Genomic DNA, 22793 nt, shown 5'->3' on the forward strand with positions numbered 1-22793 from the left:
GGGCGGCTCCCGAAAGTGGAGAGGTCTGTCGAGCCGGCAGGATATAGCGGCGGCGCGGCGGCCCGCACCCCACAAATCGCCCTGGAAGGCTACTTCGCGGCTTGGACGCCCTGGCCTTGCAGCACCTGCTGGGCCCGCTCGACGGCTTCCATCAGATTGCCCAGGGCCAGGCCCTCGGGGCTGTCGGCGCGGTAGATCTCGCGCAGGGCCGGAACCCGGTCCTTGCAGGCGGCCATCGCGTCCAGGGCCCGATCGATCTTTCGCGTCAGCATGTCCGTAACCGCCAGCAATGTTCTACGTTCGTTCTACAATGGCGGTTTTCGGATATCAATCGACGACCGCCCCCGCTTCCACAGGTTTCTCCCGAGTCTGTCGCCGCCACAACGCCGCGTATTCGCCCCCGGCCTCCAAAAGCGCCGCATGGGGACCACGCTCCACAACCTTTCCACGGCGCAGGACGACGATCTCGTCGGCGTCGGCGATCGTCGACAGGCGGTGGGCGACCACCAGGGTCGTGCGCCCCTCCCTCGCCTTGCGCAGGGTGGCCTGGATGGCGGCCTCGGTACGGCTGTCCAGGGCGCTGGTCGCCTCGTCCAGGATCAGCACGCGCGGATCGGCCAGCAGGGCCCGGGCGATGCCCACCCGCTGGCGCTCGCCGCCCGACAGCTTCAGCCCGCGCTCGCCGACCTTGGTGGCCATGCCCTCGGGCAGGTTGCGGATGAACTCGCCCAGCTCGGCCGCCTCGGCAGCGGCCCAGACCTCGGCCTCGGAGGCGTTGGGACGGGCGAAGGCGATGTTGGCCATCACCGTGTCGTTAAACAGGGCCACGTCCTGCGGCACCAGGGCGACGGCGCGACGCAGCGATCCCTGCTTGAGCGCCTTCAGGTCGTGGCCGTCCAGGGTCACCCGCCCGGCCTGGGGATCGATCATCCGCAGGGCCAGGCGCACCAGGGTGGTCTTGCCCGCGCCCGAGGGACCGACGATGGCGACGGTGGTTCCCGGCCGGGCCGTGAAGGTCACGCCCTGCAGGCCCTCCGAACGCGCGCCGTGACGGAACGAGACGCCCTCGAAGGCCACCGCCCCGCCACGCCGGTCGGCGGGCGGCGGCAGGTCGATGGCGTCGGGCGCGTCGGCCACGTCGGGCTGGGCGCGACGCAGGTCGAGCATGGCCTCCATGTCGATGAACGACTGGCGGATTTCGCGATAGGCGAAGCCCAGGATGTTCAGCGGGCCGTACAGGTTGACCAGGATCAGCACGGCGGCGGTCACGTCGCCGGGCCCGATCCGGCCGGCGGCCGCCTCGCCCCCGGCCAGGATGGCCATCACGCCCAGGCCCAGGCTCATCACCGCCGACTGCACGGTGTTGAGCAGGGTCAGGGAGTTGGTCGCCTTGATGTTGGCCGCGCCGTAGGCCGCCAGGGCGTTGTCATAGCCGCCGACCGCCCGCTCCTCGGCCCCGAAGGCCTTGACCGTCTCGTAGTTCAGCAGGGCGTCCACGGCCCGCCCGGCGGCCTCGGCGTCGGCCTCGTTCATCACCCGGCGATGGCCGATCCGCCAGTCCGAGATCGTGAAGGTCACCACGCCGTAGATCACCACCGTGACCACGGCCGTCAGGGCGAAGCGCCAGTCATAGGCCTTGGCCAGCACGATGGCGGCCATGATCAGTTCCACCGCCGTCGGCGCGATGTTGAACACCAGGCCGCGCAGCAGGAAATCCATCGACCGCGCGCCGCGATCGATCACCCGCGACAGCGAGCCGGTGCGCTTGGTCTGGTGGAAGTCGATCGACAGCGACAGGGCGTGGGCGAAGGTCTCGACCGCCGCGCGGGTCTGGGCGGCCTGGGCCACCGGCGTGAACACCGCGTCGCGCGCCTGGGGGGCCACCGCGGAGATGAAGCGGATCAAGGCCCAGCCGCCGGCCAGGGCGGCGAAGGTCAGCCCCACCTGCACGGCCGCGCCCTGCCCCGCCGTCAGGGCGTTGACCGCCTTGCCCAGCAGAAGCGGCGCGATCACGCCCAGGAACTTGCCCGCGAAGGTCAACACCAGGGCCAGGGTCAAGCGCCAGCGCAGGCCGGGGGCCTTGGAGCGCATCACCAGTCCGAACAGGTCGGCCATGGCCTTCCAGCCGTTGGCCTTGACCTCGGGGGCGGCCACGGCGCCCGCCACGGCTCCGGATCGCGGCGCCATGCCCCTCACTGGCCGCCGTCCAGCAGCTGGGTGGTCTGCAGTCCGCCGCCGGGCGTCATCCAGTCGACGCGCCAGCCCAGGGCCGTCAGCGTCGAGGCCACGGGCCCGTTCGTCGGCGTCGCCGGCGGGCTGACCTCGACGACCACCTGCTGCTCGCCGCCCTCGCCCGCCACCTGGATGGTGTGGGCGCCGGCCGTCAGCGGCTGGTCCAGCGAGATCGAGAACCGCCCATCCTCGCCGACCTTGCCCTCGCCGCGCGTTGCGCGGTCCACGCGGACGCCCAAGCCGGCGCCCGGCGTGCCGACGCCCGAGACGACGGCCCCGCCGCTGCGGTCGTAGTCCATCGCCAGCAGGCGCGGCGACAGCGAGCTCTTCCCCATCACCTCGGCCCCGGCCCCGGCGCGCAGCAGCACCGCGGCGCCGTTCGGCGCGACCATCAGATAGCCCTGGGCCTGGACGGTCCGGTCCTCCAGGGTCATCGACAGGCCGTACAGCCGCGGCTCGCCGGCCAGGGGCGTCACCAGCCGCCAGGCGCCGGCCGCGTCGGCCTTGCCCACCAGCGCCTCGCCGGTCGGCGCGCCCAGCCTGACGCTGGACGAGGGTTCGGCCTGGCCCGACAGCGCCACGGCGGCGCCTTCGCGGATCGCCGACACCACGCGCGGCGGCTTCAGATAGCCCGCCTGGGGCGCGGGCTGTTCGGCCTTGGCCGCCGCCGGATCGCGCCGCCAGCCCTCCTCCCCCCGGCCGCACGCCGCCAGGGCCAGCGCGCCCAGGGCCGCGACGACACAGGCCGACCTGAAGGCGGCTGACTTGAAACCGATCTCGCGAATCCTGATCATGGCGTATCCAACGGCCGACGACGCCCCGACGGCCTTATTTCCTTGGGTGCTCACGTGCGGCGCGCCGACCTTGTCCACAAGGACCGGCGCGCTGTTTATTTTTCTGGAGTGGACGACGATGCCCGACCTGTCCAGCGGCCAAGCCGGCGACGCGACGTCCGACCCGGGGACCGGCCAGGCTGTCTGCGTCTATTGCGGCTCGTCGAACGCGGCCGACCCGGCCTATCTCGAGGCGGCGTTCCGCATCGGCGGCGACTTCGCCAGGGCCGGGCTGAAGCTGGTCTATGGCGGCGGCGGCGTGGGCCTGATGGGGGCGACGGCGCGCGGCGCCCACGAGGCCGGCGGCCGGGTGCTGGGGATCATCCCGGAGTTCCTGCGCGGCCGCGAGCAGCCGTTCGACGACGTCGAAACCGTGATCGTCACCTCGATGCACGAGCGCAAGATGATGATGTTCGAGCGCTCGGACGCCTTCGTGGTGCTGCCCGGCGGCATCGGCACGCTGGAGGAGATCATCGAGCTGCTATCGTGGCGACGTCTGGACCTGCACCGCAAGCCGATCGTCTTCCACAATCCCGACGGCTTCTGGGATCCGCTGTTCGCCCTGCTGCGCCACACGATCGACCGCGGCCTGACCCCACCGTCGCTCGAGGACGCCTGGCGGGTGGCGGAAGAGGCCAGCGACATAACGCCCGCCCTACTGGCCTGGCTTGCGGAAAACGGGCAAGAAGACGCGTCTTCAAACGTTCGTTTGTTGACTTAGTTGCGAAACGCAACGATATGTCCGCGGCCGACCTCCCCATGTCGGCCTTAGGGGATAAGGAAACAAACATGCGTATCTTCGTGACCGCGCTCGTCGCGGCCTCCGCCCTGTCCACGCTGGGCATGGCGACCAGCGCGTTCGCCGCCGAGGGCGCGGTGCTCAAGCTGAAGGCCCCCGCCAAGGCTCCCACCCTGATCCAGGACGGCGCCATGTGGCGCTGCAACGGCGTCGTCTGCGCCGCTCCTCAGGTCAAGTCGCTGCCGATCGGCCGCGCGTGCCGCAAGGTCGCCGCCGAACTGGGCGCGGTGGAAACCTTCAACTATCGCGGCGAGGAACTGGACGCCGCCGGCCTCGCCGACTGCAACACGGTCGCCAAGCCGTAAGGCCCGCTCGAAGCTTTCGAGATCAAGCAATGGGGCGGTCCGCCAGGCGGGCCGCCCCTTTTTCTCGCCTGTTTGCGGCCGCCCTACTTCCGATTGGAAGGCTTGGGCTCGGTGACCGGCGGCTTGGGCGTCTGTCTGCCCCCGACCAGCATCCCGCCGATCAGGGCGAAGGACAGCATGGCGTGGTTCATTCTCGATACGTTCATTTGGCGGCGTCTCCCAGACTCGCTTGAAAACCAACGGGGCCGTTGGGCCAGGAGACGCGCGCGGCTTACAGGGACTCCCACCCTCCTAGTCGTCAGCGCGTCGAGGCAAAGCATGCGCCGTCGCGTCCCGAACGCAAGAAAATTAATCCGAACCCTGACGAAATCCGCGTACGGACGAATTGATCTTCAGCCTCGGATTCCCCTTGCCGGACAACGCTTCGCGCACGGAGCGCCGCGGCCGGACCTAGTGGAGCGTCGTCGAATGTTCGGGTTCGGTCGGCGCGGGCTTGCCGGCCGCGCCGATGATCGCGGCGGCGGCGCGCAGCATGGCCTCGTCGATGCGGGCGACGTCGCAGCCGACCAGCTCGGCGGCCATCTCCGGCAGGTCGGCGCATAGCCGCAGCTGACCCGCGATCCGTTGCAGCACAAGGCCTTCCTCGAGGTCGGGATCATTGGCCACCACCCCCACCACCAGGGAAAGCGCCACCTCCAGGCGGTCGGCCTTGGCCTTGGCCTCGCGCGCCTGCTCCATCAGGAGCTGGGCGCTGGCGTCCATGGCGGTCAGGGTTTCGGTCAGCGGTCGGGGGGCGAGGTCGAGGCGAAGATCGGTCACAGCGAGGTCCAGCAGGTTGTCCTGCCGGGTTGAACGACGCCTCGCCCAGGAACAGGGCGGACAAAACGCACGCCCCCAAAGAAAAACCGCCCGCGACGGCGTGTCGCGGGCGGCGGAAGCTCTTTCCGGCTGCTTGTCCGTAGGCGGTTTAGGCCGCCTTGCCGGTCGCGGGCCCGAACGACAGCGATTCGTAGCGCCGCAGATGGTGGTCGACCGAGCCGAACAGGCCCTCGATCAGAGTGGCGCGCTTGAAGTAGTGACCGATGGCCAGTTCGTCGGTCATGCCCATGCCGCCGTGGATCTGGATGGCGTTCTGGCCCACGAACTTGCAGGCGCGGCCGATGCGGACCTTGGCGGCCGAGACGGCCTTGGCGCGCTCGTCGTCGCTCTCCGAAAGCTTGATGGTGGCCATGTAGGTCATCGACACGGCCTGCTCCAGCTCGATGAACATGTCGACCATCCGGTGCTGCAGCACCTGGAAGTTGGAGATGGCGGTGCCGAACTGCTTGCGCTGCTTGGCGTAGTCGAGGGTGCCCTCGTGCAGCTTGCGCAACACGCCCACGGCCTCGGCGCCGACGGCGGCCGTGGCCTCGTCGATCACCTTGTCGACCAGGGGCAGGCCGCCGCCCTCCTGCCCGATCAGGGCGTCGGCGGGGATCGAGACGTTCTCGAAGAAGACTTCCGAGGCGCGGTTGCCGTCCACCGTCGGATAGTCGCGAGTGACGATGCCCGGCAGGCTCTTGTCGACCAGGAACACCGAGACGCCGCCCGTGTCCCGCTGGGCGCCGCCGGTGCGGGCGGTGACCACCAGGTGCGTGGCGAACGGCGCGCCGACCACCACGGCCTTGTGACCGTTGAGGACGTAGCCCGAGCCGTCCTTCTTGGCCGTGGTCTTCAGGTCCTGCCAGGTGTAGCGGGCCTGGGGCTCGCCATAGGCGAAGGCGATGGTGGTCGTGCCGGCCACGATGCCCTCGATCACCGACGCCGCGCCGGCGTAGCCCGAGTGCTTCATGAAGCCGCCGCCGATCACCACGGTGCCCAGATAGGGCTCGATGACCAGCGCCTTACCGAACTCCTCCATGATGATCATGTTGTCGATGGCGCCGCCGCCCAGTCCGCCCAGCTCCTCGCTGAACGAGGCGCCCAGGATGCCCAGCTCCTCGGCGAAGGCCTTCCAGTAGTCCTGGCGCCAGCCGGTCTCGGAATTGACGATCTTGCGGCGGGTCTCGAAGTCGTACTTGTCCTGCAGGAAGCTCGCGACCGTGTCGCGGACCATCGACTGCTCTTCGGTGAAGTTGAAATCCATCCCTTGGTTTCCTCTGAAGACTATTCGTCTACGACTTGTTCGTCTTGGATCACCGCTTCCAGATGATAGGTCATGCCCTCTGGTTTCACGGCTTCTACGATTAGGAAGACGTCGGCGTCCTTGAACGGAAGCGTCACGCGGCCGGGCGTTTTCGCCAGGAAGCCGATCGTCGATGAAGGCCCGGCGCGCGAAGCGAATTCGACGACCTCGAACCGCGACAGGCCCTGATTATCCCCGAGATAGCGGATTTCGCCCCGCCAGCCGGTCTTGGCCTCCGCGTTCGAACGCCAGAGCACATCTCCGGAGCGCCCGACGAAGGTGGCGAGCACCGGCGCTTCGCCGGGCGCCAGGCGCGTGCGATGCACGACACCTTGGCCGACGGCTCGCGAGGAGGCCTCGGGAACCTGGCCCGCCACAGCGCCGCCGGCCGCTCCGAACGAAGCGACCGTGACCGTGACAGCCAAGACCAGCCCGAGCCGGTTCATCGCCCCGCTCCGCGCCCGACGCCCTAAACCCCCAGCACCATCTTGGCGATGATGTTGCGCTGGATCTCGTTGGAGCCGCCGTAGATCGACGTCTTGCGGACGTTGAAATAGGTCGGCGCGGCGCGATGGGCGAAGTCGGGGCCGATCGGATGGGCGTTGTCGCCGTCCTTCGGGAAGCCGCGGAAGTACGGCGCGCCGTAGTGGCCGGCGGCCTCCAGCACCAGCTCGGTGATGCGCTGCTGGATCTCGGTGCCCTTGATCTTCAGGACCGAGGATTCCGGGCCCGGGCCCTTGCCGGCGGCTTCACCGGCCAGGGTGCGCAGCTCGGTGTATTCCAGGGCCGTCAGGTCGATCTCCAGGTCGGCGACCTTGCGCTTGAAGTCCGGGTCGGTCAGCAGCGGCCGGCCGTCGTCGCCCAGTTCGGTCGAGGCGATCTGGCGGATGCGCTCGATGCCGCGCTTGGAGCGCGCCACGCCGGCGATGCCGCTACGCTCGTGGGCCAGCAGGAACTTGGCGCAGGTCCAGCCCTTGTTCTCCTCGTAGATGCGGTTCTCGACCGGCACCTTGACGTTCTCGAGCCAGACCTCGTTGACCTCGTGCTCGCCGCCCAGGGTGATGATCGGACGCACGGTCACGCCCGGCGACTTCATGTCGATCAGCAGGAACGAGATGCCTTCCTGGATCTTGGCGGTCGGGTCGGTGCGGACCAGGCAGAAGATCCAGTCGCCGTGCTGGGCCAGGGTGGTCCAGGTCTTCTGGCCGTTGACCAGGTAGTATTCCTTGCCGTCGTCGCCGGTGAAGCGCTCGGCCTTGGTCTTCAGGCTGGCCAGGTCCGACCCCGCGCCCGGCTCGCTGTATCCCTGCGACCACCAGATGTCGCCCGACAGGGTCGGCGGCAGGAAGCGTTCCTTCTGCTCCGGCGTGCCGAAGGTGTAGATCACCGGCCCGACCATGTTGATGCCGAACGGCAGGATCGGCACGCAGTCGGCGCGTGCGGTCTCTTCCGACCAGATGTAGCGCTGGACCGAGGACCAGCCCGGGCCGCCGTACTTCTCCGGCCAGGCCGGGGCCACCCAGCCCTTCTTGGCCAGGGTGCGGTGCCAGGACAGGAAGTCTTCCTTGGCCATTTCCTCGCCCTCCTCCTGCTTTTCACGCAGGCCGGCGGGATAGTTCTCGGCGATGAAGGCGCGCACCTCGTCGCGGAACGCGACGTCTTCGGGCGAGAAATCGAGGTTCATGGCGGACTCCCGGAAATCGACCCTCTTCGGGGGCCGTCTTTGACTTTCGGGAGTCACCTTAGGGCTCGAACGAGCGTTTGGAAAGATGACCTTAGCGTCAACGTAAACAACGATCAGTTTGAGCCCGGAAAGGCCTCAGCGGACCTCGCAGGCCAACCGGACCAGGGCCAGGGCGGTGACCCCGCCGACACCCTCCTCCTCGGCGATGTCCAGCGCGATCAGCGGCCGCTTGCCCAGCGCCTGCAGCAAGCGCGCATGGCCTCGGGCGGTCCCGACATGGCCGGCCTGGCAATGGGCGACCAGGGCGGGGTCCAGCACGTGCAGCACGGCGGCGGCGGCGCAGGCGGCGTAGCCGTCCAGCAGCACCGGGATCTTCTGGACCCGGGCGGCCAGGATCGCCCCGACCAGGGCGGCGGTCTCGCGCCCGCCCAGCTGGCGCAGGGCGGCCAGCGGGTCGGACAGGTCGTCCTCGGCGGCGGCGCGGGCCACGGCGGCGGCGATCGGCTCGGGCGCGTCGCTCCAGTCCGAGGCCTCACCGCCGAACAGGGCCAAGGCCAGGGAGCCGGCGGCGCGGTCGGTTTCGGCGGCGATCACGCCGGGGATCAGCAGGTCGGGCTGCTTGGCCAGGGCTTCCATGCCGAAGGCCATGGTGGCCGCGCATTCCTTCTCGCTCATCGCCGCCTTCTGGACGGCGTCGGGCGTCGGGCGGTCGATGGCCAGGTCGAAGGCTTCCAGCCCCGCACCCTGGACGCCGGCGATGCGGCAGACATTGGCCCCGCCGGCGGCGACAGCCTCGAGGCGCTCGCGGGCCCAACCGCGCGGCCCCACGCCCTGGCGGGCGCCGGCATAGAGGGCGACGACCGGGCGCAGCACCGCCGGCGGCGTCTTGCCGGTCCAGTCCGTCAGCCAGGCCGAGATTTCCGCCAGGCGGTCGCCGCCCGCGAAGGTCGAGGTCGGAACGGCCGGCGCGTCGGCGGCCAGCTTGCGGATGTCGTCGAAGGGAGAAGCGATCATGGGCGCGGACTTAAGCCAGCCCGCGCCCGATGCAAAGAGCCGAGAGGTCAGGCCCCGGCCGGCTGGGCGGCGGTCGCGGTCGACGAGTTCTCGACCAGCGCCTTGCAGGCGCCGTCGCGTTCGGCGATCAGCGAGGCCTTCATGTCGTCCTTGGCCTTGCCGGCCTGCGAGGCGGCGTTGCGCTCGGCGGCCTCCGCGCGGTCCTGGACCAGCGGATCGCGTCCCCGCTTCTGGGTCTTCACGAAGGCCTGCAGGGCCGTGGCGTCCGAAGCGCCGAGGTTCGCCGCCTTGGCCAGGCCCAGGCAGCGCGAGGCGCGCACGAGTTCGCCGTCGCTGACGCGATCGGCGGCGAAGGCCGGCGCGGTCGCCGAAACGGCGAGCAGGGCGGCGGCGGTGAGGGTCAGGATACGCATGGAAGCTCCTTTGGAGGATTGGGACTACGAACGCGATCGACGCACGGGGTCTCGCCGCGGGCCGCCCTTGCGCGGCCGGCCTGGAACGGCGAAATACGGGTCATGACCTCGGCCACGCCCCCTGAGACGCTGAAGACGCCGCCCCGTCCCATCGCGACGCCTTGCGTGAAGGTCTGCGCGGTGGACGGCCAAAGCGGCTTCTGCCTGGGCTGCCGGCGAACCCTTCCCGAGATCGCCGGCTGGGCCCGGTTGAGCGACGAGGAACGGGCCGCGATCATGGCCGCCCTTCCCCATCGCCCGGATCCGATGGCCAACCTGATGGCCAGCCAAGGCTAGAGGCCCTTAGTTCGAGGTGTTGACGGCCGCGCCCGTCGACGCGCCGTTCAGCCAGGCCGAGCAGGCGCTCGACCGTTCGGCCAGCAGCTTGTCCTTCTTGGCGCCTTCGGCCTTGTCGCCTTCCTTCTGGGCGTCGGCGATCTTGTTCTTCGCCGAGACGCGCACCGGAAGCTCGCGGCTCACGCCTTCCTGCCGCAGGAACGCGTCGATGCCGGCGGTGTCGACCTTGCCGAGACCTTCGGAAGCGGCCAGGCCGCGGCAGCGGGCGGCTTGCAGGAACTCGAAATTGGTGGCGGAGGCGCCGGCCTGGGCGGCTCCGGCGAAGGCCGAAGCGGCGACAACCGCGGCGACGATGATCTTTTTCATGGCGACGTTCCCTCGATAAGCACTGAACTTGCGAGTGGTAATTTGCCGGAAATGTTCGATCATCTTAAGTTAAATCGAAGTCATATTGAGTGATTACATAGATGTAATGATGTTATCGCCAAGTATTACAGATTTTTAATTTGCTGATCGATTATCGATTAATTAACCAAGCGAGGTCGCGCCGGGATCGATTCACCGGTTGAAAACCCATTGCCCGCTAGTCTGCCTGGCAACGGTCGTAGAAACGGCCACAAAGCCTGTATGGCGGGGTGACTTCGATGCTCAAGTTCGCGACCATCGCGATCGTAGGCGCGCTCTCGGCGGTCGGGGCGGCGAAAGCCGTCGTGTCGCTGGACGATCTGCGCCAGCCGGACCTGCGCGGCCCCGCCCCTGTCGCGGCCTCCATCGACGACGGCGCCGCCCAGATCGTCAAGGCCGCCGACGGCCACTTCTGGGCCGAGGCCAAGGTCGACGGCCGCGCGGTGCGCTTCCTGATCGACACCGGCGCGACCGCCGTGGCCCTCAGCCAGACCGACGCCAAGCGCCTGGGCATCGACACCAAGGCGCTGGACTACAACTACAAGGTCATGACGGCCTCGGGCGAGACCCGCGCCGCCTCGGTCAAGCTGGCCAGCGTGTCGGTGGCCGGCGCCCAAGTCCGCGACGTCGAGGCCCTGGTCGTCGAAAAGGGTCTGGAGACCTCGCTGCTGGGCATGAGCTATCTGGGCCGGCTGTCCAGCTTCCAGGCCACGCCCCGCGCCCTGGTCCTGCGCTCCTAGAGCCCTAGAGCCCTACTCCGCCACTTCCAGCGTCCGGGCCTCGCGGGCGTCGACCGCCTGGCGCACGGCCGCCACGGCGCGATCCACCACGTCCAGGCCCGCCCCCGCCTTGACCCCTTCGACGGTCAGGATTCGCCGCCACGCGCGGGCGCCCGGCAGGCCGTGGAACAGGCCCAGCATGTGGCGGGTCATCGCCGCCAGATGCACGCCCGACGCCAGCTGGCCGGCCATGTAGGGCTTGTAGAGCTCGACCGCCTCGAAGTCGTCGATGTCGGAGACGTCCTCGCCGAACACCCGGCGGTCCGCCTGCCCCAGCAGGCCGGGCTCGTGATAGGCCGCCCGGCCCAGCATCACCCCGTCCACGTGCTCCAGCTGGGCCAGGGACACGTCCAGGTCCGGGATCCCGCCGTTGATCACGATGGTCAGGTCCGGCCGTTCGCGCTTGAGCCGATGGACCAGCGGATAGTCCAGGGGCGGCACGTCGCGGTTCTCCTTCGGCGACAGCCCCTTCAGCCAGGCCTTGCGGGCGTGGACCACGAAGCTGGTGACGCCGGCCTGGGCCGACAGGTCGATCAGCTCGAACAGGCTCTGCTCGGGATCCTGGTCGTCGACCCCGATCCGGCACTTGACCGTGACCGGGACCTTCACCGCCGCGGCCATGGCGGCCATGCAATCGGCCACCAGCTGCGGCTCGCGCATCAGGCAGGCGCCGAACCGGCCGCTCTGGACGCGGTCGGACGGGCAGCCGACGTTCAGATTGATCTCGTCATAGCCCCAGTCCTCGCCAACCTTGGCGGCGGCGGCCAGTTCGGCGGGCTCGGAGCCGCCCAGCTGCAGCGCCACCGGATGCTGGCCGGCGTCGAAGCCCAGCAGCCGCTGGCGGTCGCCGTTCAGCACCGCGCCGCTGGTCACCATCTCCGAGTACAGCAACGCCCGACGCGACAGCACGCGGTGCAGCGACCGGCAATGGCGGTCGCTCCAGTCCATCATCGGGGCGACGGACAGTCTGTGCGGCGGAAACGTCTGCATTCTTTGAAACCGGCCCGGAGGCCCTGGAACCCGTTCAAGTTGGTCTTGAGCGCGCCCTAGTACGATATTTGCCCCCGATCATGGAAGCCGCGCGTTCGGTCGCACCGCTCCCGTCGATTTGCAGACCACGTAACCGAAGGCCGGCGCGCTGACCGCGTAGGCGCCCGGCGCCAGGGCGCTCGCCGCGCATTGGCCCCGCAGGCCGCGCCAGTCCGTCGAGGCGGTCTCGACCTGGACCTGGGCCGTCCTGGGCTCGGCCGCGGTGTTGACGGCCACCAGCACCTCCTCGCCGTCCAGGCGCCGGGAGAAGACGAAGAGGCCGGGCCCCTTGGTCTCGTAGCGGGTGATCTGGTCCCCGCGCCGCAGGGCCGGCTCCTGCCGGCGCAGCCGGGTCAGCTCGGCGATCTCGCGGTACAGCGGATGGGACGGGTCGAAGCTCGACGACGCCGTCGTCGCCGAGGTCCCGATCAGGCGGTTGGCGTTGTAGCTGGCCACCTGGCTGGCGAACATGTCCTCGCGCGAGTCATGGTCGCCGTCGCCCACGCCGGTGAAGCCCTGCTCGTCGCCGTAATAGAGCGCCGGCACGCCCCGCGCGGTCAGCAGCAGGGCGTTGGCCAGGATGGTCCGCTTCAGCAACTCGGCCTCGTCGGCCTGGGGATTGGCCGACCGGACGGTGCGCCCCAGCCGCAGGACGTCGTGATTGCCGATCAGGGTGACCAGGCGCCGTGCGGCGGCCGGACCGCCTTCGTACAGCGCGTCCTTGTCGAACACCTCGCCCAGCTCGGCCGTCGGCTTGTTGCGGGCGACCACATCGACGATCGCCTTGTGGAAGGCGAAGTCGTTGACCGCCGGCAGGCCGTCGACGCGGGTGTGGCGCGCCAGGATCGCCGGGTCGTCGTTCATCACTTCGCCGAAGATATGGAAGTTGGTCACCCCGGCGGCGACGGCCCGCTTCTGCATGGCCGGCACGAAGGCCCGCCAGAACTCCGGATTGACGTGGCGGGCGGTGTCGATCCGGAAGCCGTCGACGCGGAAGTCGTCGATCCAGCGGCCGTAGATGTCGATGAAGCCGGCCAGCACCCTGGGGTCCTCGGTCATGACGTCGTCCAGCCCGGCGAAGTCGCCCAGCTGCGAGCTCTCGCCCTCGAACGTGGACTCCCCGCGGTTGTGGTAGAAGCGCGGGTCGTTCAGCCAGGCGGGCTGCTTGGCGGCGCGGTCGGCCTCGGGGACGTACGGGGTGTAGGCGTAGTCCGACCGGGTCAGCCGCTTGAAATTGCCCGGCGTCTGGCCGGAAAGGCCGGTGAAGCCGTCGTTGATCGGCTCGCCCCGGACGCCGCCTCGACGCGAATAGGGATAGTCGGCCTGGCTCCGGTAGAGGCACCCGCGCGGGCGGCATTCGCGATACTGGATGATGTCGGCGGTGTGGTTGACCACGATGTCGAGATAGACCTTCAGCCCCCGGGCGTGGGCGGCGTCGACGAAGGCCTTGTAGAGCGCGCGGTCGCCCAGGTGCCGGTCGACGTCCAGGAAGTTCAGCGGCCAGTAGCCGTGATAGCCGGCGATCTCCCGCCCGGGCTCGTACTGGACGGTCTGGTTGGTGAAGACGGGCGTCAGCCAGATCGCCGTCGCGCCCAGGCCCTGGATGTAGTCGAGCCGGTCGATGACGCCCTTCAGGTCGCCGCCGTGGTAGAACATCCTCGAGGTCGGATCGTAGCCGGTCTTGTCGCGGCCGCCGGCCAGCCCTCCCCGGTCGTTGGCCGGGTCGCCATTCTCGAAGCGGTCGGGCATGACCAGATAGATGATCTCGTCCTCGGGCAGGCGGTCGGCCGGGAAGCGGGCCGGAGCCGGCGCCGCGACGGCGCTGGTCCCCAGCAGCAGGGCCGAAAGCGCCAGGGGCGCGATGAGGCTGTGGCGAGGCATCGGGAAACTCCTAGCGCGTGACGACGGCCAGCCGGGCCTTGAGCCGCAGGAAGGGCGTCTCGAGGAACCGGTAGGACAGATGGGCGGCGAGGCCCAGGAGCAGGATCGCCGCGACCAGACCCCCGCCCCGGCCCGCCAGGGTCTGGGAGAAGCCCGGCCGCCAGCCGTCCAGCGCCGGCAGGACCTGGTGGAACACCAGGTGCAGGACGAAGGCGTGGAAGACGTAGAGGCCGTACGAGATGCGCCCGGCATAGGTCAGAGCCGACGGCAGGGCTTTCCCATCGACTCCGAGGGTCGACAGGAAGATCGCGACCGTCCCGCCCAGGACCAGCCCCCAGCCCGCCAGGGCGTGCCACGGCGTGGGCGACTGCGGGTCCCAGCTCTTGACGCCGCAGACGCGGACCGCGACTAGCCAGGCCGCCGCGCCGGCCGCCAGCAGCGCCAGCCGGACAGGCCAGCGCCAGCTGGGGACGCGTCCGCGCAGCTGGTTGGAAAGCAGGCAGCCGGCGGCGAAGAACTGGCCCTGGACCAGGCCGTTGGTCCACTGCCCGTTGTCGCCGGCGGTCGGATGGACGGCGTACAGCCAGATCGCGCCGTACGAAGCGGCCAGGACCGCGAGCGCCAGGGCCGTGATCGCCCTGCGCCCCGCCAGCGCCATGAGGATCGGGACCAGCAGGTAGAACTGCTCCTCGACCGAGATGCTCCACAGCGGATCGACCGGACCGGCGACCCAGCCTTGGAAGGCGATATGCCAGTTGGCGTAGAACAAGGCGAAGGCGGCGAACTGGTCGGGCCGGGCAGGCCCCACGCCCGGCGTCCAGCGCTCGAGTGCGGTCAGGCCCAACAGGACCATGAAATACAGCGGCCAGATGCGCAGGATGCGGCGGCCGTAGAAGGCCGCGACGCGCACCTGTCCCTGGGCCTCGTGCTCGCGCGCCAGCAGCTCGGTGATCAGGAAGGCGCTCAGCAGGAAGAAGATCGGCACGCCGAACGCGCCGGCGGTCAGGACGTCGGCCAGCCAGGGCCGCCCCGCGGCGAGCGGCAGATAGTCCGGCAGGTGGAAGACCAGAACCAGGGCGAACGCGAAGAACCTCAGGCCATCCAGTTCCGGCCGATCGTAGCGTCGCATCTCCGCCCCCATAGCAAACAGATGCAAACTTCCCGACTGGGCCGTGCACCGGAGACGCTCTTCGGCGTCATTTTGCGAAGCCTGTTTGCCCGCTCCGACAGAACGGCACAATGCAAATTGATGCAAATCTTTGAAAACACGTCCGACGCCCGAGGTGGGGGGCGGCGAGCCGCGGCCGGGCGACCGTGGTGAATCTCACACACGCGCCGTGAGCCCTGGCACCGCGAAGCTTCCGGACGAGGCGCAAGGTCGCGGCGGAGGGGGCTCCGATCTGAAGACGGCTCTTCGGCGGAGCGCCATCTCAAGGGTGCGGCGTTCCTATAGAATCCCTAAGGTTGCAGAAAGCTTCACAGGAACGTTGCGCGAAAAGGGGGACTGAACATGAGGCAACCCGGAACCCGAGGCGGCCGGCTCAATTGGGCCGTGTCCAAGACCATCGGCGGCATGTCCGAGATCGCCGTGCTGTCGCCGATCAAGAAGGGCTGCGTGCCGAACGAGCGCCGAACCTACGAGGAGCGGCTGCGTTCGCTGATCGACGGCCTGGCCGAGCGGCACCGCCAGGGCTTCCCGATCGACCTCAACCGCGTCCCAGCCATCCATTTCGGCCGACTGACGATCCTGCGGCCCGAGCAGTATCTGGTCGGCTCCTCGGTGAAGGATGTCCGCTACTTCAACATGCCCGCCCCGCCCGCGGTCGCGGGTCCGAACCAGCCGACGCCCGTGGCGACATCTCCGAGCACGGTGATCCCGGGTGTCGTCCCCGAGCCGTTCGACGAATTCCTCACCCTGGCGCGGCCTTCCAGCCCTCCGACCGCGCCGGCGTCCTCGGAATTCAACAGCTTCCTTCTGACCCAGGTCGAATTCGACGGCGACCTCCGGGTCTATATGCGCGACATCGCCGAATACCTGGCCGACGCCTTCGATCTCATCTTCGAGAACTGCGAGGATTTCCCGAGGACGAGGGACTTCGAGAAGTTCTGGCTGTGGGTCCGACGCTACCAGATCAACACCAGCCTGTTCTACGCGGCCTATTCGGACCTCAGCGTCGCGCGGATCAAGCATCTGGAGGCGTTCAAGCAGCGCTTCGACGCCTTCGTGGCCCAGGTGAGGCCGGCCCAGGGCGGACAGGCCGCCAATCTCAACACCCTGTTCGACGCCTTCCTGCGCGAAAACCAGCAGATCGCCCACGATTTCCCGACGCCCAGCGGACTGTTCCGCCAAAGCTGATCCAACAAAAGGGGGCCGGCCATGAGCGCCGATGGAGCCATTCCGATCGACCGACACACCAGCAAGGACGTCCAGGCCAACCTCCTGCGTCCCGCCAAGCGCCCCGGCAAGAAGCCGCGCGACTGGCTGCTGTTCTTCTTCTTCCGCATCCTGGACGACGACGAGATCAAGGCGACCAAGACGCGCATCGAGACCTGCCCGGACAAGGCCGCCCACCAGGAAGCCCTGTGGCTGGACTTCGCCCATCCCGCCCTGCTGCACGCCCATCAGCGCGACGACGAACCAAGATCGGTCGACGTCTTCCGCGACTGGCTGAAGCTGATCGCCTGCGCCGACGCCGAGCCCCTGCTCAACCGGCTTCGCGAGATGGCCGGCGCCACGTCGCTCAAGGCGACGGCCACGGGCGGGGCGCCGACCAACGACCCGCTGCTCGCCTGGGTCGACAAGAGCTTCAAGGACGGCAGGCTGACGCCCCGCGAGATCCTGGACGGCATGACGCTGATCACCCAGATGGCCGGCGGACCGGTCGCCGACAGGACGGCGCTGCTGGCCGCTTGTCGGAAGGCCGAGGCCCAGATCGGCTCGTTGCCGACCCTGACCCTGTTCGAGGTCCTGCGGCAAGCCGGCCTCTCGCTCGCCCCGGACAAGGATGAAAGCCGGGCCGCCTTGCGGGGCGAAGTCGGCGGCGTCGACGACGGCCCGGCCGACCGCCCCCTGCCGGTGAACCTGGCCTTCACCCTCTCGGGCCTGACGGCGCTGCAACTGGACCCCGTGACGCTGGCGTCCTTTCCCGAAGCCTTCAAGGAAGGCATGGCCGCCCGCGCCGCCCGCCTGCACGACACCGGGCCCAGCGACCCGGACCAGTGGGAAGGCGAACTGGGGCTGCCCAGCATCCACGGCTACTTCTCGGGCGGCGGCGGCTTTCCCCAGGGCGACCTGGACGAGGTCTTCTGGAAGGCGGTCCGCAACGACGTCGCCGCGTTCAACGACCCCGCCGACGGGCATGGCGAGAAGCTCCGCTACTGGATGTCGCTGCTCTTCCGCAGCCTGGGCATGGAGATCGTCCACGTCGAACTGGGCCAGGACCCCTACACGGTGCCGGGTGACGTTCCGCTTACCCAGGAGCCCCGCGTGGAGCACTTCGGCTTCCGTGACGGCCTGAGCCAGCCCTTCGTCGACCTGGGCCTGGCGCCGACGCCGCCCGGCGGAGGACGACCGCTTCCGAACCGGACCTGGAAGTCCGTGGAGCCGGGCGAGATCTTCCTCGACCAACCCGACGAGAAAGGCGCGCTGCACCAACTGCCGATCAGCGCCGACCTGCGCGCCGGCTCGACGTTCCTGGTCTTCCGCAAGCTGGAGCAGGACGTGGTCGACTTCCGCGCCTTCCTCGCCACGCAGCGACCGGGCGACACCAGCGCCCAGGCGAAGTTGGCCGCCCAGATGATGGGCCGCTGGCCCGACGGCACGCCGCTCGTTCTCTCTCCCGGCGCGCCCGACGCCGCCGGATTGACGGAAGCCCGGCTCAACGACTTCCGCTACGCCGTCGGCGATCCGGACGGGCGCAAGTGCCCCCTCGGCGCCCATATCCGGCGCACCAATCCGCGCGACATCGGCGGACGGGAGGCGGCCAGCCGTCACCGCATCCTCCGACGGTCGATCAGCTATGGAGGCCCCCTCCTCCCGCCGGACGTGACGAAGACCGACGAACGGCGCGGCCTGCTGTTCGTCGCCGCCAACGCCCGGATCGACGTGCAGTTCGAGGTCATCCAGTCCGAATGGATGAACGGCGGCGAGTTCCTGGGCCAGGCCGGCCTCGGCCGCTGCCCGGTCCTGGGATCCCACAACGGTCGGGAGGGCGACAGCTTCCTGGAAGCCGGCGCCGTAGCCCCCGTCACCCGTCTGCGCCGCTTCGTGGTCACCCGAGGCGGAGACTATTTCTTCGCGCCGGGCGTGCCGGTGGTCAAGGCCCTGGCGGAGGGGAAAACCTTCGCGCCGCAGCCGCAGGAACTGCCCTATGACGGGTACGCCCTGGGCGATTGCGACACCCCTGGCCTGTTCACGTCCAGGCGGCTGAAGCGCCTCGGGTTCGGGAAAGGCCAAGCCCCTCGCCTTCGCATCGCCTCGCCCGACCCCGACGGCCCCAGCACGATGGTCTTCGTCGCCCGGCACGGCGATGTCGTGAAGATCCTGCGCGGCGACGGACAGGACTTCTCGGTCCGGCACTATCGCGAGGCCGCCCAGGTGATCGCGGGCGAGGACATGCTGGTCGCCACGGACACGGCCGATCCCACGCCGAGCAGTCGCGAGCAGCTGTCGCGCCTGCTGCGGCAGGCTTGGGGCCGATTGGGGACCAGCTTCGCGAACCAACAGACGAGCCTGCCCGCCCTTCTGCGGGAAAGCGCCCAGGCGGCGCTGAGCGCGGCGATCGACGGGATCGGCGACGCCCGACGGCTCGATCTGGTCAAGGACCTCGCGGCGCCGGCCACCTACGCCGTCATGGCCAAGGTCTTCGGCGTGCCGGGCCCGAGCCGGTTGAGCGACCTGGTGGACACCTTGCCGTTCGGGCGGCTCAACCGCACCCAGGTGCCGGAGGACTGGCTGGACCGAAACGGCAAGCCGGACCATCCGCCCGCCGTCACGCTCCAGGTGTGGTCGGTCCTGATCCTGGCCGACCTGATCGGCAACCTGCAGGTCCAGGCGATGCTGCGGGCCTTCTCCCACCAGGCCGGCCTGGAAATGCGCGCGCACATCGACGGCCTGCTGGCGGAAGCGGGCGCTCGGGCGCGGGCGGCGCTGCAGGCCAACGGCCGGCTCGACGAACCGGCCACGCTGCTGGAGGCCTTCGTCCACAACGCCGTCAGCGACCCGGTCGCCTATCCGCCGGGCAGCGCGGCTGAGCAGCTCTACTACCGGCAGACCGCCACGATCCTGCTGGAGCTCGTCGGCACCAGCATGGCGACCATTCCGCTCACCTTCGCGTCGGTGATGGGCGCCCTGTTCGATTTCCGGATCGACCTGGCCAGCCTGCTGCCCTTGCTCGAAGGGAACCCGCCGACCGGTCCGCTGAAACCGGGCGAGCCCAACGGCCTCCAGCGGCTGATCTACGAGGCCGAGCGGCTCAATCCCAACGCCCCGGTCCGGATGCGCTACTGCGTGGCCGACGAGACCCTGAGCAGCGGCGCCAAGATCAAGGCCGGCGAATGGGTCAGCTGCGTGATCCAGGCCGCCAATCTCGATGGAAAGGTCTTCAAGAACCCTCGGCGCTTCTCGCTCAGCCCCTATGTGGACCCGACCGGCCCCGTCCGGAATTGGAAGAAATACCTGCTGTTCGGCGACGACCGCAGCGACCGCAAGTGCTGGGGCCGCGACAAGGTGGCGATGATCGTGCTCGAGGAATGCCTTCGGGCCGCCGGCCGCCTGAAGCGGCTGCGCAGACCGGCCGGCCTCGGCGGCAGGCCCGAGAAGAAGGGCAACGTGACGATCGGCCTTCCCGCGCGGTTCACGCGGGTGACGCCCCCGACGCCCCCGACGCCGGTGACGCCGACGGTCTGACCGCGGGCGCGCGCGCCGGGCTTGGCTTCCAGGCGACAAGCCCGGCGCGCGCGCAGATCTCGCGCTGCTCCTCCAGATCGACCTCGACGAGGTCCGAGCCGGGGCGCAGCTCGGCCAGCAGGCGGGACCTCAGTCCCAGCCCGTCGACCACCAGACAGGGGCTGTCGACGGCGCGCGCGATCGCCAGGGCCTGCTCCAGCGCGACCAGGCCGCGCTCGACCTCGCCCGTCCGCACCAGGGCCTCGGCGTAGCCGACATGCAGATAGTAGACCTCCAGCTGCCCGGTCCGCTGATGTAGATTCTTGGCCAGGCAGGCCTGGACGCGCTGGATCGCCAGGTGGGGGCGGCCCGCGCGGGTCAGGGCCGTGGCCAGCGCGCCGGTCAGGTTGGCCTTGATCGCGTCGTAGCCGTTGAGCTCGGCCAGATCGAGCGCCCGGTGCAGGCACTCCGCCGCCTCGGCGTCGCGGCCGAGATTCACCAGGTTCCGGCCCAGGGAGCTGCGGGCCAGCACCTCCGAATAGGCGTCCTGGGCGGTGACCGCGATCTCCAGGGCGCGCTCGGCGTGGTCCACGCCCTCCGCATAGCGTCCGACGGCGTTCATGAACCAGCTGAGGAAGGCGTGGGTCGTGGCGCGCGGCAGGGCCGGCGCGCCCAGGCGCGCGGTCGCCAGATCGCCGACCAGCATCTCGTCCAGCCGCTTCAGCCGCGCGATCGCCTCGTCCACCCGCCCCATGTCGTGGAGGATGTTGGTCGCCATCACCTCGTGGGCGAAGATCAGGGCCGGAGCTTCCATGGCCCGCGCCATCTCCAGGCCCCGCGTCGTGGCGTCCAGCCCCTCCTGGTAGCGCCCCTCGAACCAGCAGAGCATGCCCAGCTGGGAGAGCGCGACGCAGACCTGGTCGGGGCGGCCGCGGGCGTGGGCCACCTGCACGGCGCGCGGCAGATGGGTGTTCATCTTCCGGAACTCGCCCAACTGCAGCATCGAGGCGCAGACCATCAGCACGAAATCGACGAAGCGGTTCTCGGCGTCGGCGCCGATGCGCGTCGTCACCCGGACCGCGCGATCGAAGATCAGGTTCAGCGAGCCGCCGGCGACGCTGCGCCGCGCCTCCAGGCCGGCCTCCCACAGATAGTCCAGGGCGGCGCGATCATCGCCCGCGCCCTCGGCGTGCAGGGACAGCCCCTCGTAGCGGCCGGCCAGGGCGGGACCGACACGGGCCAGGATCGTGTCCAGCGCCGCCTGGTGCAGGTCCCGGCGTCGGGAACGGCTGATCGTGTTGGCGCAGGACTCGGCGATGATCTGGTGCCGGAAGCGCGTGGTCTGGCCGGTCGCCGGATGCAGGAACGCGAAGCGCTCCAGCTCGGCCAGGTCGTCGAGCAAGGCGTCCCGATCGGCGCCCAGGACCTCGCGCGCGAGGTCGATCTCGATCTCCTCGCCCAGCAGGCTGAGCGCCTCGGCCAGTCCCCTGGCCCGGGGCGACACCCGCTGCAGCCGCGCGTGGATGGCCGACTCCACGCCCTGGGGGAGGCGCCGGAAAGCGTCGGCGCCCTCGGCGTCCACCGAACGGACCAGCTCCTCCAGCACGAAGGGCACGCCCTCCGCACGGTCCAGCACCTGTTCCAGCAAGCTTTCGGACACCGTCGGGGTCGGCCAGAGGCAGCGTCCCAGGGCCTTCATCTCCATCCGCCCCAGCGGTTCCAGGCGCAGCACAAGCGACGCGATCTCGCCCGCGTCGTTCCAGGCTTCCGGACGCCCCGTCACGAGCAGCCGCAGGGCGGGCGGCGGGGTCTCGGTCGCCAGCAGCTTCAGGAACTGCCGGCTTTCGGCGTCGACCAGATGCAGGTCCTCGATCAGCAGGAGGATGGGGTCGCCGCCCATCCGGGCGGCGAACGCCTTGGCGAAGATCCGGGCGACCTGCAGCGGGGTCCAACGGGCCGGCGGACGGGCGTCCTCGCGGCGAGCCGGCGCGACGACGGCCTCGAGGACGGCCGCCTCCTCCTCGTCGAGCCCGCCACGCGCCAGATCGCCCGGCTCGGCGCCGAGGCGCTCGATCAGCTCGCGGGCGGCGGCGAAGGGCGTGGTGCTCCTCTGGCCGTCGCCCTGGAAGGTGAGGATCCGGCTCCCGGCCGCGAGCTCCTCGTTCACCGCGGCCGCCGCCAGCCGGGTCTTGCCGATCCCCGCCTCGCCGATCAGCGCCGCCGACGCCCGAGCGCCCCCGGCCGAGAACAGCTCGCGCAGGGCCGCCAGCTCGCCGTCCCGGCCGACCATGGGCCAGCGATAGCGGAACGGCACGGAGCCTGGATCGCGCCGCTCGGGCCGGGCCGCCAGCCGATAGGCGTCCACGCCCAGCTCACCCAGCGCCTCCTCGCGCGTTTCGCGGACCACCTCGACAGGATGCCGGCACAGGTTCAGCGCCTCGCCGCTGATCAGGACCTGGCCGCTCCCCGCCCGTTGCTGCAGCTTGGCCGCCACGTGCACGACGGCGCCCGACACGTCGAAACGCGGCCGATCGTGGCGATGGATCTCCCTCAGGCCGACCAGCCCGGAATGGAGGCCAACCCGGAAGAACACGGGGTCCCCGTTCGGTCCGGGCGCGGCCACGGCGGGGTGCGCGATGGTCCACGCCGCCTGGCAGGCGCGGTCGGCGTGATCCTCCAGCGCGCCCGGCCACCCGAACACCGCGATGCCGCCGTCGCCCTCGTAGTGGACCAGCAGGCCGCCGGCGCGCTCGACGGCCTCGCTGACATGCTCGAACCAGACGTCGAGGAAGGCCTGCGCCTCGTCGGGATCACAGGCGGCGATGTGCCGGGTGGACCCGACCATGTCCGCCGCCAGGACCGTGATGATCCTGCGCTCTGACGATGCGCTCGCCTTCTCCATACGCCCCTAGCCCCCCAGGTTCGCTATGGCGAAACGCTATCACAGCTAAAAGTAGTATCGCCATAGACTTTCACGCGACCGCAACCTCTCGAAGAGGTCCGGTCGGTGCCCTAAGCCAGGGCAAGGACAC

At 69.7% G+C, this 22793-nt stretch carries 20 protein-coding genes and 1 pseudogene; 6 read left to right on the forward strand and 15 right to left on the reverse strand.

The window, feature by feature from the left end:
* Positions 1–89: 89 nt before the first annotated feature.
* The 3 genes from WAE60_RS00880 to WAE60_RS00890 are packed head-to-tail and all read right to left on the reverse strand — an operon-like array spanning position 90 to position 3026.
* Positions 90–272, reverse strand: coding sequence for a hypothetical protein (locus tag WAE60_RS00880; RefSeq protein WP_029915130.1), 183 nt, complete (start codon positions 270–272; stop codon positions 90–92).
* A 55-nt stretch (positions 273–327) separates the two neighbouring features.
* On the reverse strand, positions 328–2262 hold the full coding sequence (locus WAE60_RS00885) for an ABC transporter ATP-binding protein/permease (protein WP_337684549.1): 1935 nt from the start codon (positions 2260–2262) through the stop codon (positions 328–330).
* The gene (locus WAE60_RS00890) at positions 2193–3026 is read right to left on the reverse strand and encodes a hypothetical protein (protein ID WP_337684422.1); all 834 of its coding nucleotides are present in this window, start codon (positions 3024–3026) and stop codon (positions 2193–2195) included. Before WAE60_RS00890 ends, WAE60_RS00885 begins: the two co-directional genes overlap by 70 nt.
* A gap of 118 nt (positions 3027–3144) precedes the next feature.
* Here WAE60_RS00890 and WAE60_RS00895 point away from each other — a divergent pair, with 118 nt between their 5' ends.
* Positions 3145–3786 carry a TIGR00730 family Rossman fold protein gene (locus WAE60_RS00895; RefSeq protein ID WP_337684423.1) on the forward strand — a complete coding sequence of 214 codons (642 nt, stop codon included), beginning with the start codon at positions 3145–3147 and terminating at the stop codon, positions 3784–3786.
* Positions 3787–3854: 68 nt separating this feature from the next.
* Positions 3855–4169 (forward strand): hypothetical protein, encoded by a 315-nt coding sequence (locus WAE60_RS00900; protein ID WP_029915139.1) that lies wholly within the window; start codon positions 3855–3857, stop codon positions 4167–4169.
* An 83-nt stretch (positions 4170–4252) separates the two neighbouring features.
* Here WAE60_RS00900 and WAE60_RS00905 read toward each other — a convergent pair.
* From WAE60_RS00905 to WAE60_RS00935, 7 genes and pseudogenes are all read right to left on the reverse strand, one after another.
* Positions 4253–4392: pseudogene (locus WAE60_RS00905) on the reverse strand (hypothetical protein).
* A 227-nt stretch (positions 4393–4619) separates the two neighbouring features.
* The gene (locus WAE60_RS00910) at positions 4620–4988 is read right to left on the reverse strand and encodes a hypothetical protein (RefSeq protein ID WP_231499510.1); all 369 of its coding nucleotides are present in this window, start codon (positions 4986–4988) and stop codon (positions 4620–4622) included.
* 148 nt (positions 4989–5136) lie between these two features.
* Positions 5137–6294: an acyl-CoA dehydrogenase family protein gene (locus WAE60_RS00915; RefSeq protein ID WP_029915143.1), complete on the reverse strand. Its 1158-nt coding sequence runs from the start codon at positions 6292–6294 to the stop codon at positions 5137–5139.
* 20 nt (positions 6295–6314) lie between these two features.
* Positions 6315–6779 (reverse strand): hypothetical protein, encoded by a 465-nt coding sequence (locus WAE60_RS00920; protein ID WP_337684429.1) that lies wholly within the window; start codon positions 6777–6779, stop codon positions 6315–6317.
* A 23-nt stretch (positions 6780–6802) separates the two neighbouring features.
* Entirely contained in the window at positions 6803–8017 is a 1215-nt protein-coding gene (locus WAE60_RS00925; RefSeq protein WP_337684430.1) for an acyl-CoA dehydrogenase family protein, read from the reverse strand.
* Between the two features lie 135 nt (positions 8018–8152).
* Positions 8153–9031 (reverse strand): nicotinate-nucleotide--dimethylbenzimidazole phosphoribosyltransferase, encoded by an 879-nt coding sequence (locus tag WAE60_RS00930; protein ID WP_337684431.1) that lies wholly within the window; start codon positions 9029–9031, stop codon positions 8153–8155.
* Between the two features lie 47 nt (positions 9032–9078).
* The gene (locus WAE60_RS00935) at positions 9079–9444 is read right to left on the reverse strand and encodes a hypothetical protein (RefSeq protein WP_029915149.1); all 366 of its coding nucleotides are present in this window, start codon (positions 9442–9444) and stop codon (positions 9079–9081) included.
* Positions 9445–9546: 102 nt separating this feature from the next.
* On the opposite strand from WAE60_RS00935, the gene WAE60_RS00940 reads away from it, so the two are divergent.
* The gene (locus tag WAE60_RS00940) at positions 9547–9780 is read left to right on the forward strand and encodes a DUF1289 domain-containing protein (protein WP_337684433.1); all 234 of its coding nucleotides are present in this window, start codon (positions 9547–9549) and stop codon (positions 9778–9780) included.
* Positions 9781–9786: 6 nt separating this feature from the next.
* Here the strand turns inward: WAE60_RS00940 and WAE60_RS00945 are convergent, their stop codons facing one another.
* Complete coding sequence (locus WAE60_RS00945) at positions 9787–10146, reverse strand: hypothetical protein (protein WP_337684434.1); 360 nt, start codon at positions 10144–10146, stop codon at positions 9787–9789.
* Between the two features lie 278 nt (positions 10147–10424).
* On the opposite strand from WAE60_RS00945, the gene WAE60_RS00950 reads away from it, so the two are divergent.
* Positions 10425–10925, forward strand: coding sequence for a TIGR02281 family clan AA aspartic protease (locus WAE60_RS00950; protein ID WP_337684435.1), 501 nt, complete (start codon positions 10425–10427; stop codon positions 10923–10925).
* Between the two features lie 12 nt (positions 10926–10937).
* Here the strand turns inward: WAE60_RS00950 and dusA are convergent, their stop codons facing one another.
* The 3 genes from dusA to WAE60_RS00965 all read right to left on the reverse strand — a co-directional run bounded on the left by dusA (position 10938) and on the right by WAE60_RS00965 (position 15003).
* Entirely contained in the window at positions 10938–11954 is a 1017-nt protein-coding gene (gene dusA / locus WAE60_RS00955) for a tRNA dihydrouridine(20/20a) synthase DusA (protein WP_337684437.1), read from the reverse strand.
* Between the two features lie 78 nt (positions 11955–12032).
* Positions 12033–13874, reverse strand: coding sequence for an alpha-amylase family glycosyl hydrolase (locus tag WAE60_RS00960; protein ID WP_337684439.1), 1842 nt, complete (start codon positions 13872–13874; stop codon positions 12033–12035).
* Positions 13875–13884: 10 nt separating this feature from the next.
* Entirely contained in the window at positions 13885–15003 is a 1119-nt protein-coding gene (locus tag WAE60_RS00965) for an acyltransferase (RefSeq protein WP_337684440.1), read from the reverse strand.
* A gap of 423 nt (positions 15004–15426) precedes the next feature.
* Here WAE60_RS00965 and WAE60_RS00970 point away from each other — a divergent pair, with 423 nt between their 5' ends.
* Both WAE60_RS00970 and WAE60_RS00975 read left to right on the forward strand, forming a co-directional pair.
* On the forward strand, positions 15427–16230 hold the full coding sequence (locus WAE60_RS00970; protein ID WP_337684442.1) for a hypothetical protein: 804 nt from the start codon (positions 15427–15429) through the stop codon (positions 16228–16230).
* 21 nt (positions 16231–16251) lie between these two features.
* Positions 16252–19782 (forward strand): cytochrome P450, encoded by a 3531-nt coding sequence (locus tag WAE60_RS00975; protein WP_337684444.1) that lies wholly within the window; start codon positions 16252–16254, stop codon positions 19780–19782.
* On the opposite strand, the gene WAE60_RS00980 is transcribed toward WAE60_RS00975, so the two are convergent.
* On the reverse strand, positions 19730–22663 hold the full coding sequence (locus WAE60_RS00980; RefSeq protein ID WP_337684447.1) for an AAA family ATPase: 2934 nt from the start codon (positions 22661–22663) through the stop codon (positions 19730–19732). The genes WAE60_RS00975 and WAE60_RS00980 overlap by 53 nt on opposite strands.
* Between the last annotated feature and the right edge of the window lie 130 nt (positions 22664–22793).

It is taken from the genome of Caulobacter sp. CCG-8 (genome assembly GCF_037402475.1).
Lineage (GTDB): Bacteria > Pseudomonadota > Alphaproteobacteria > Caulobacterales > Caulobacteraceae > Caulobacter.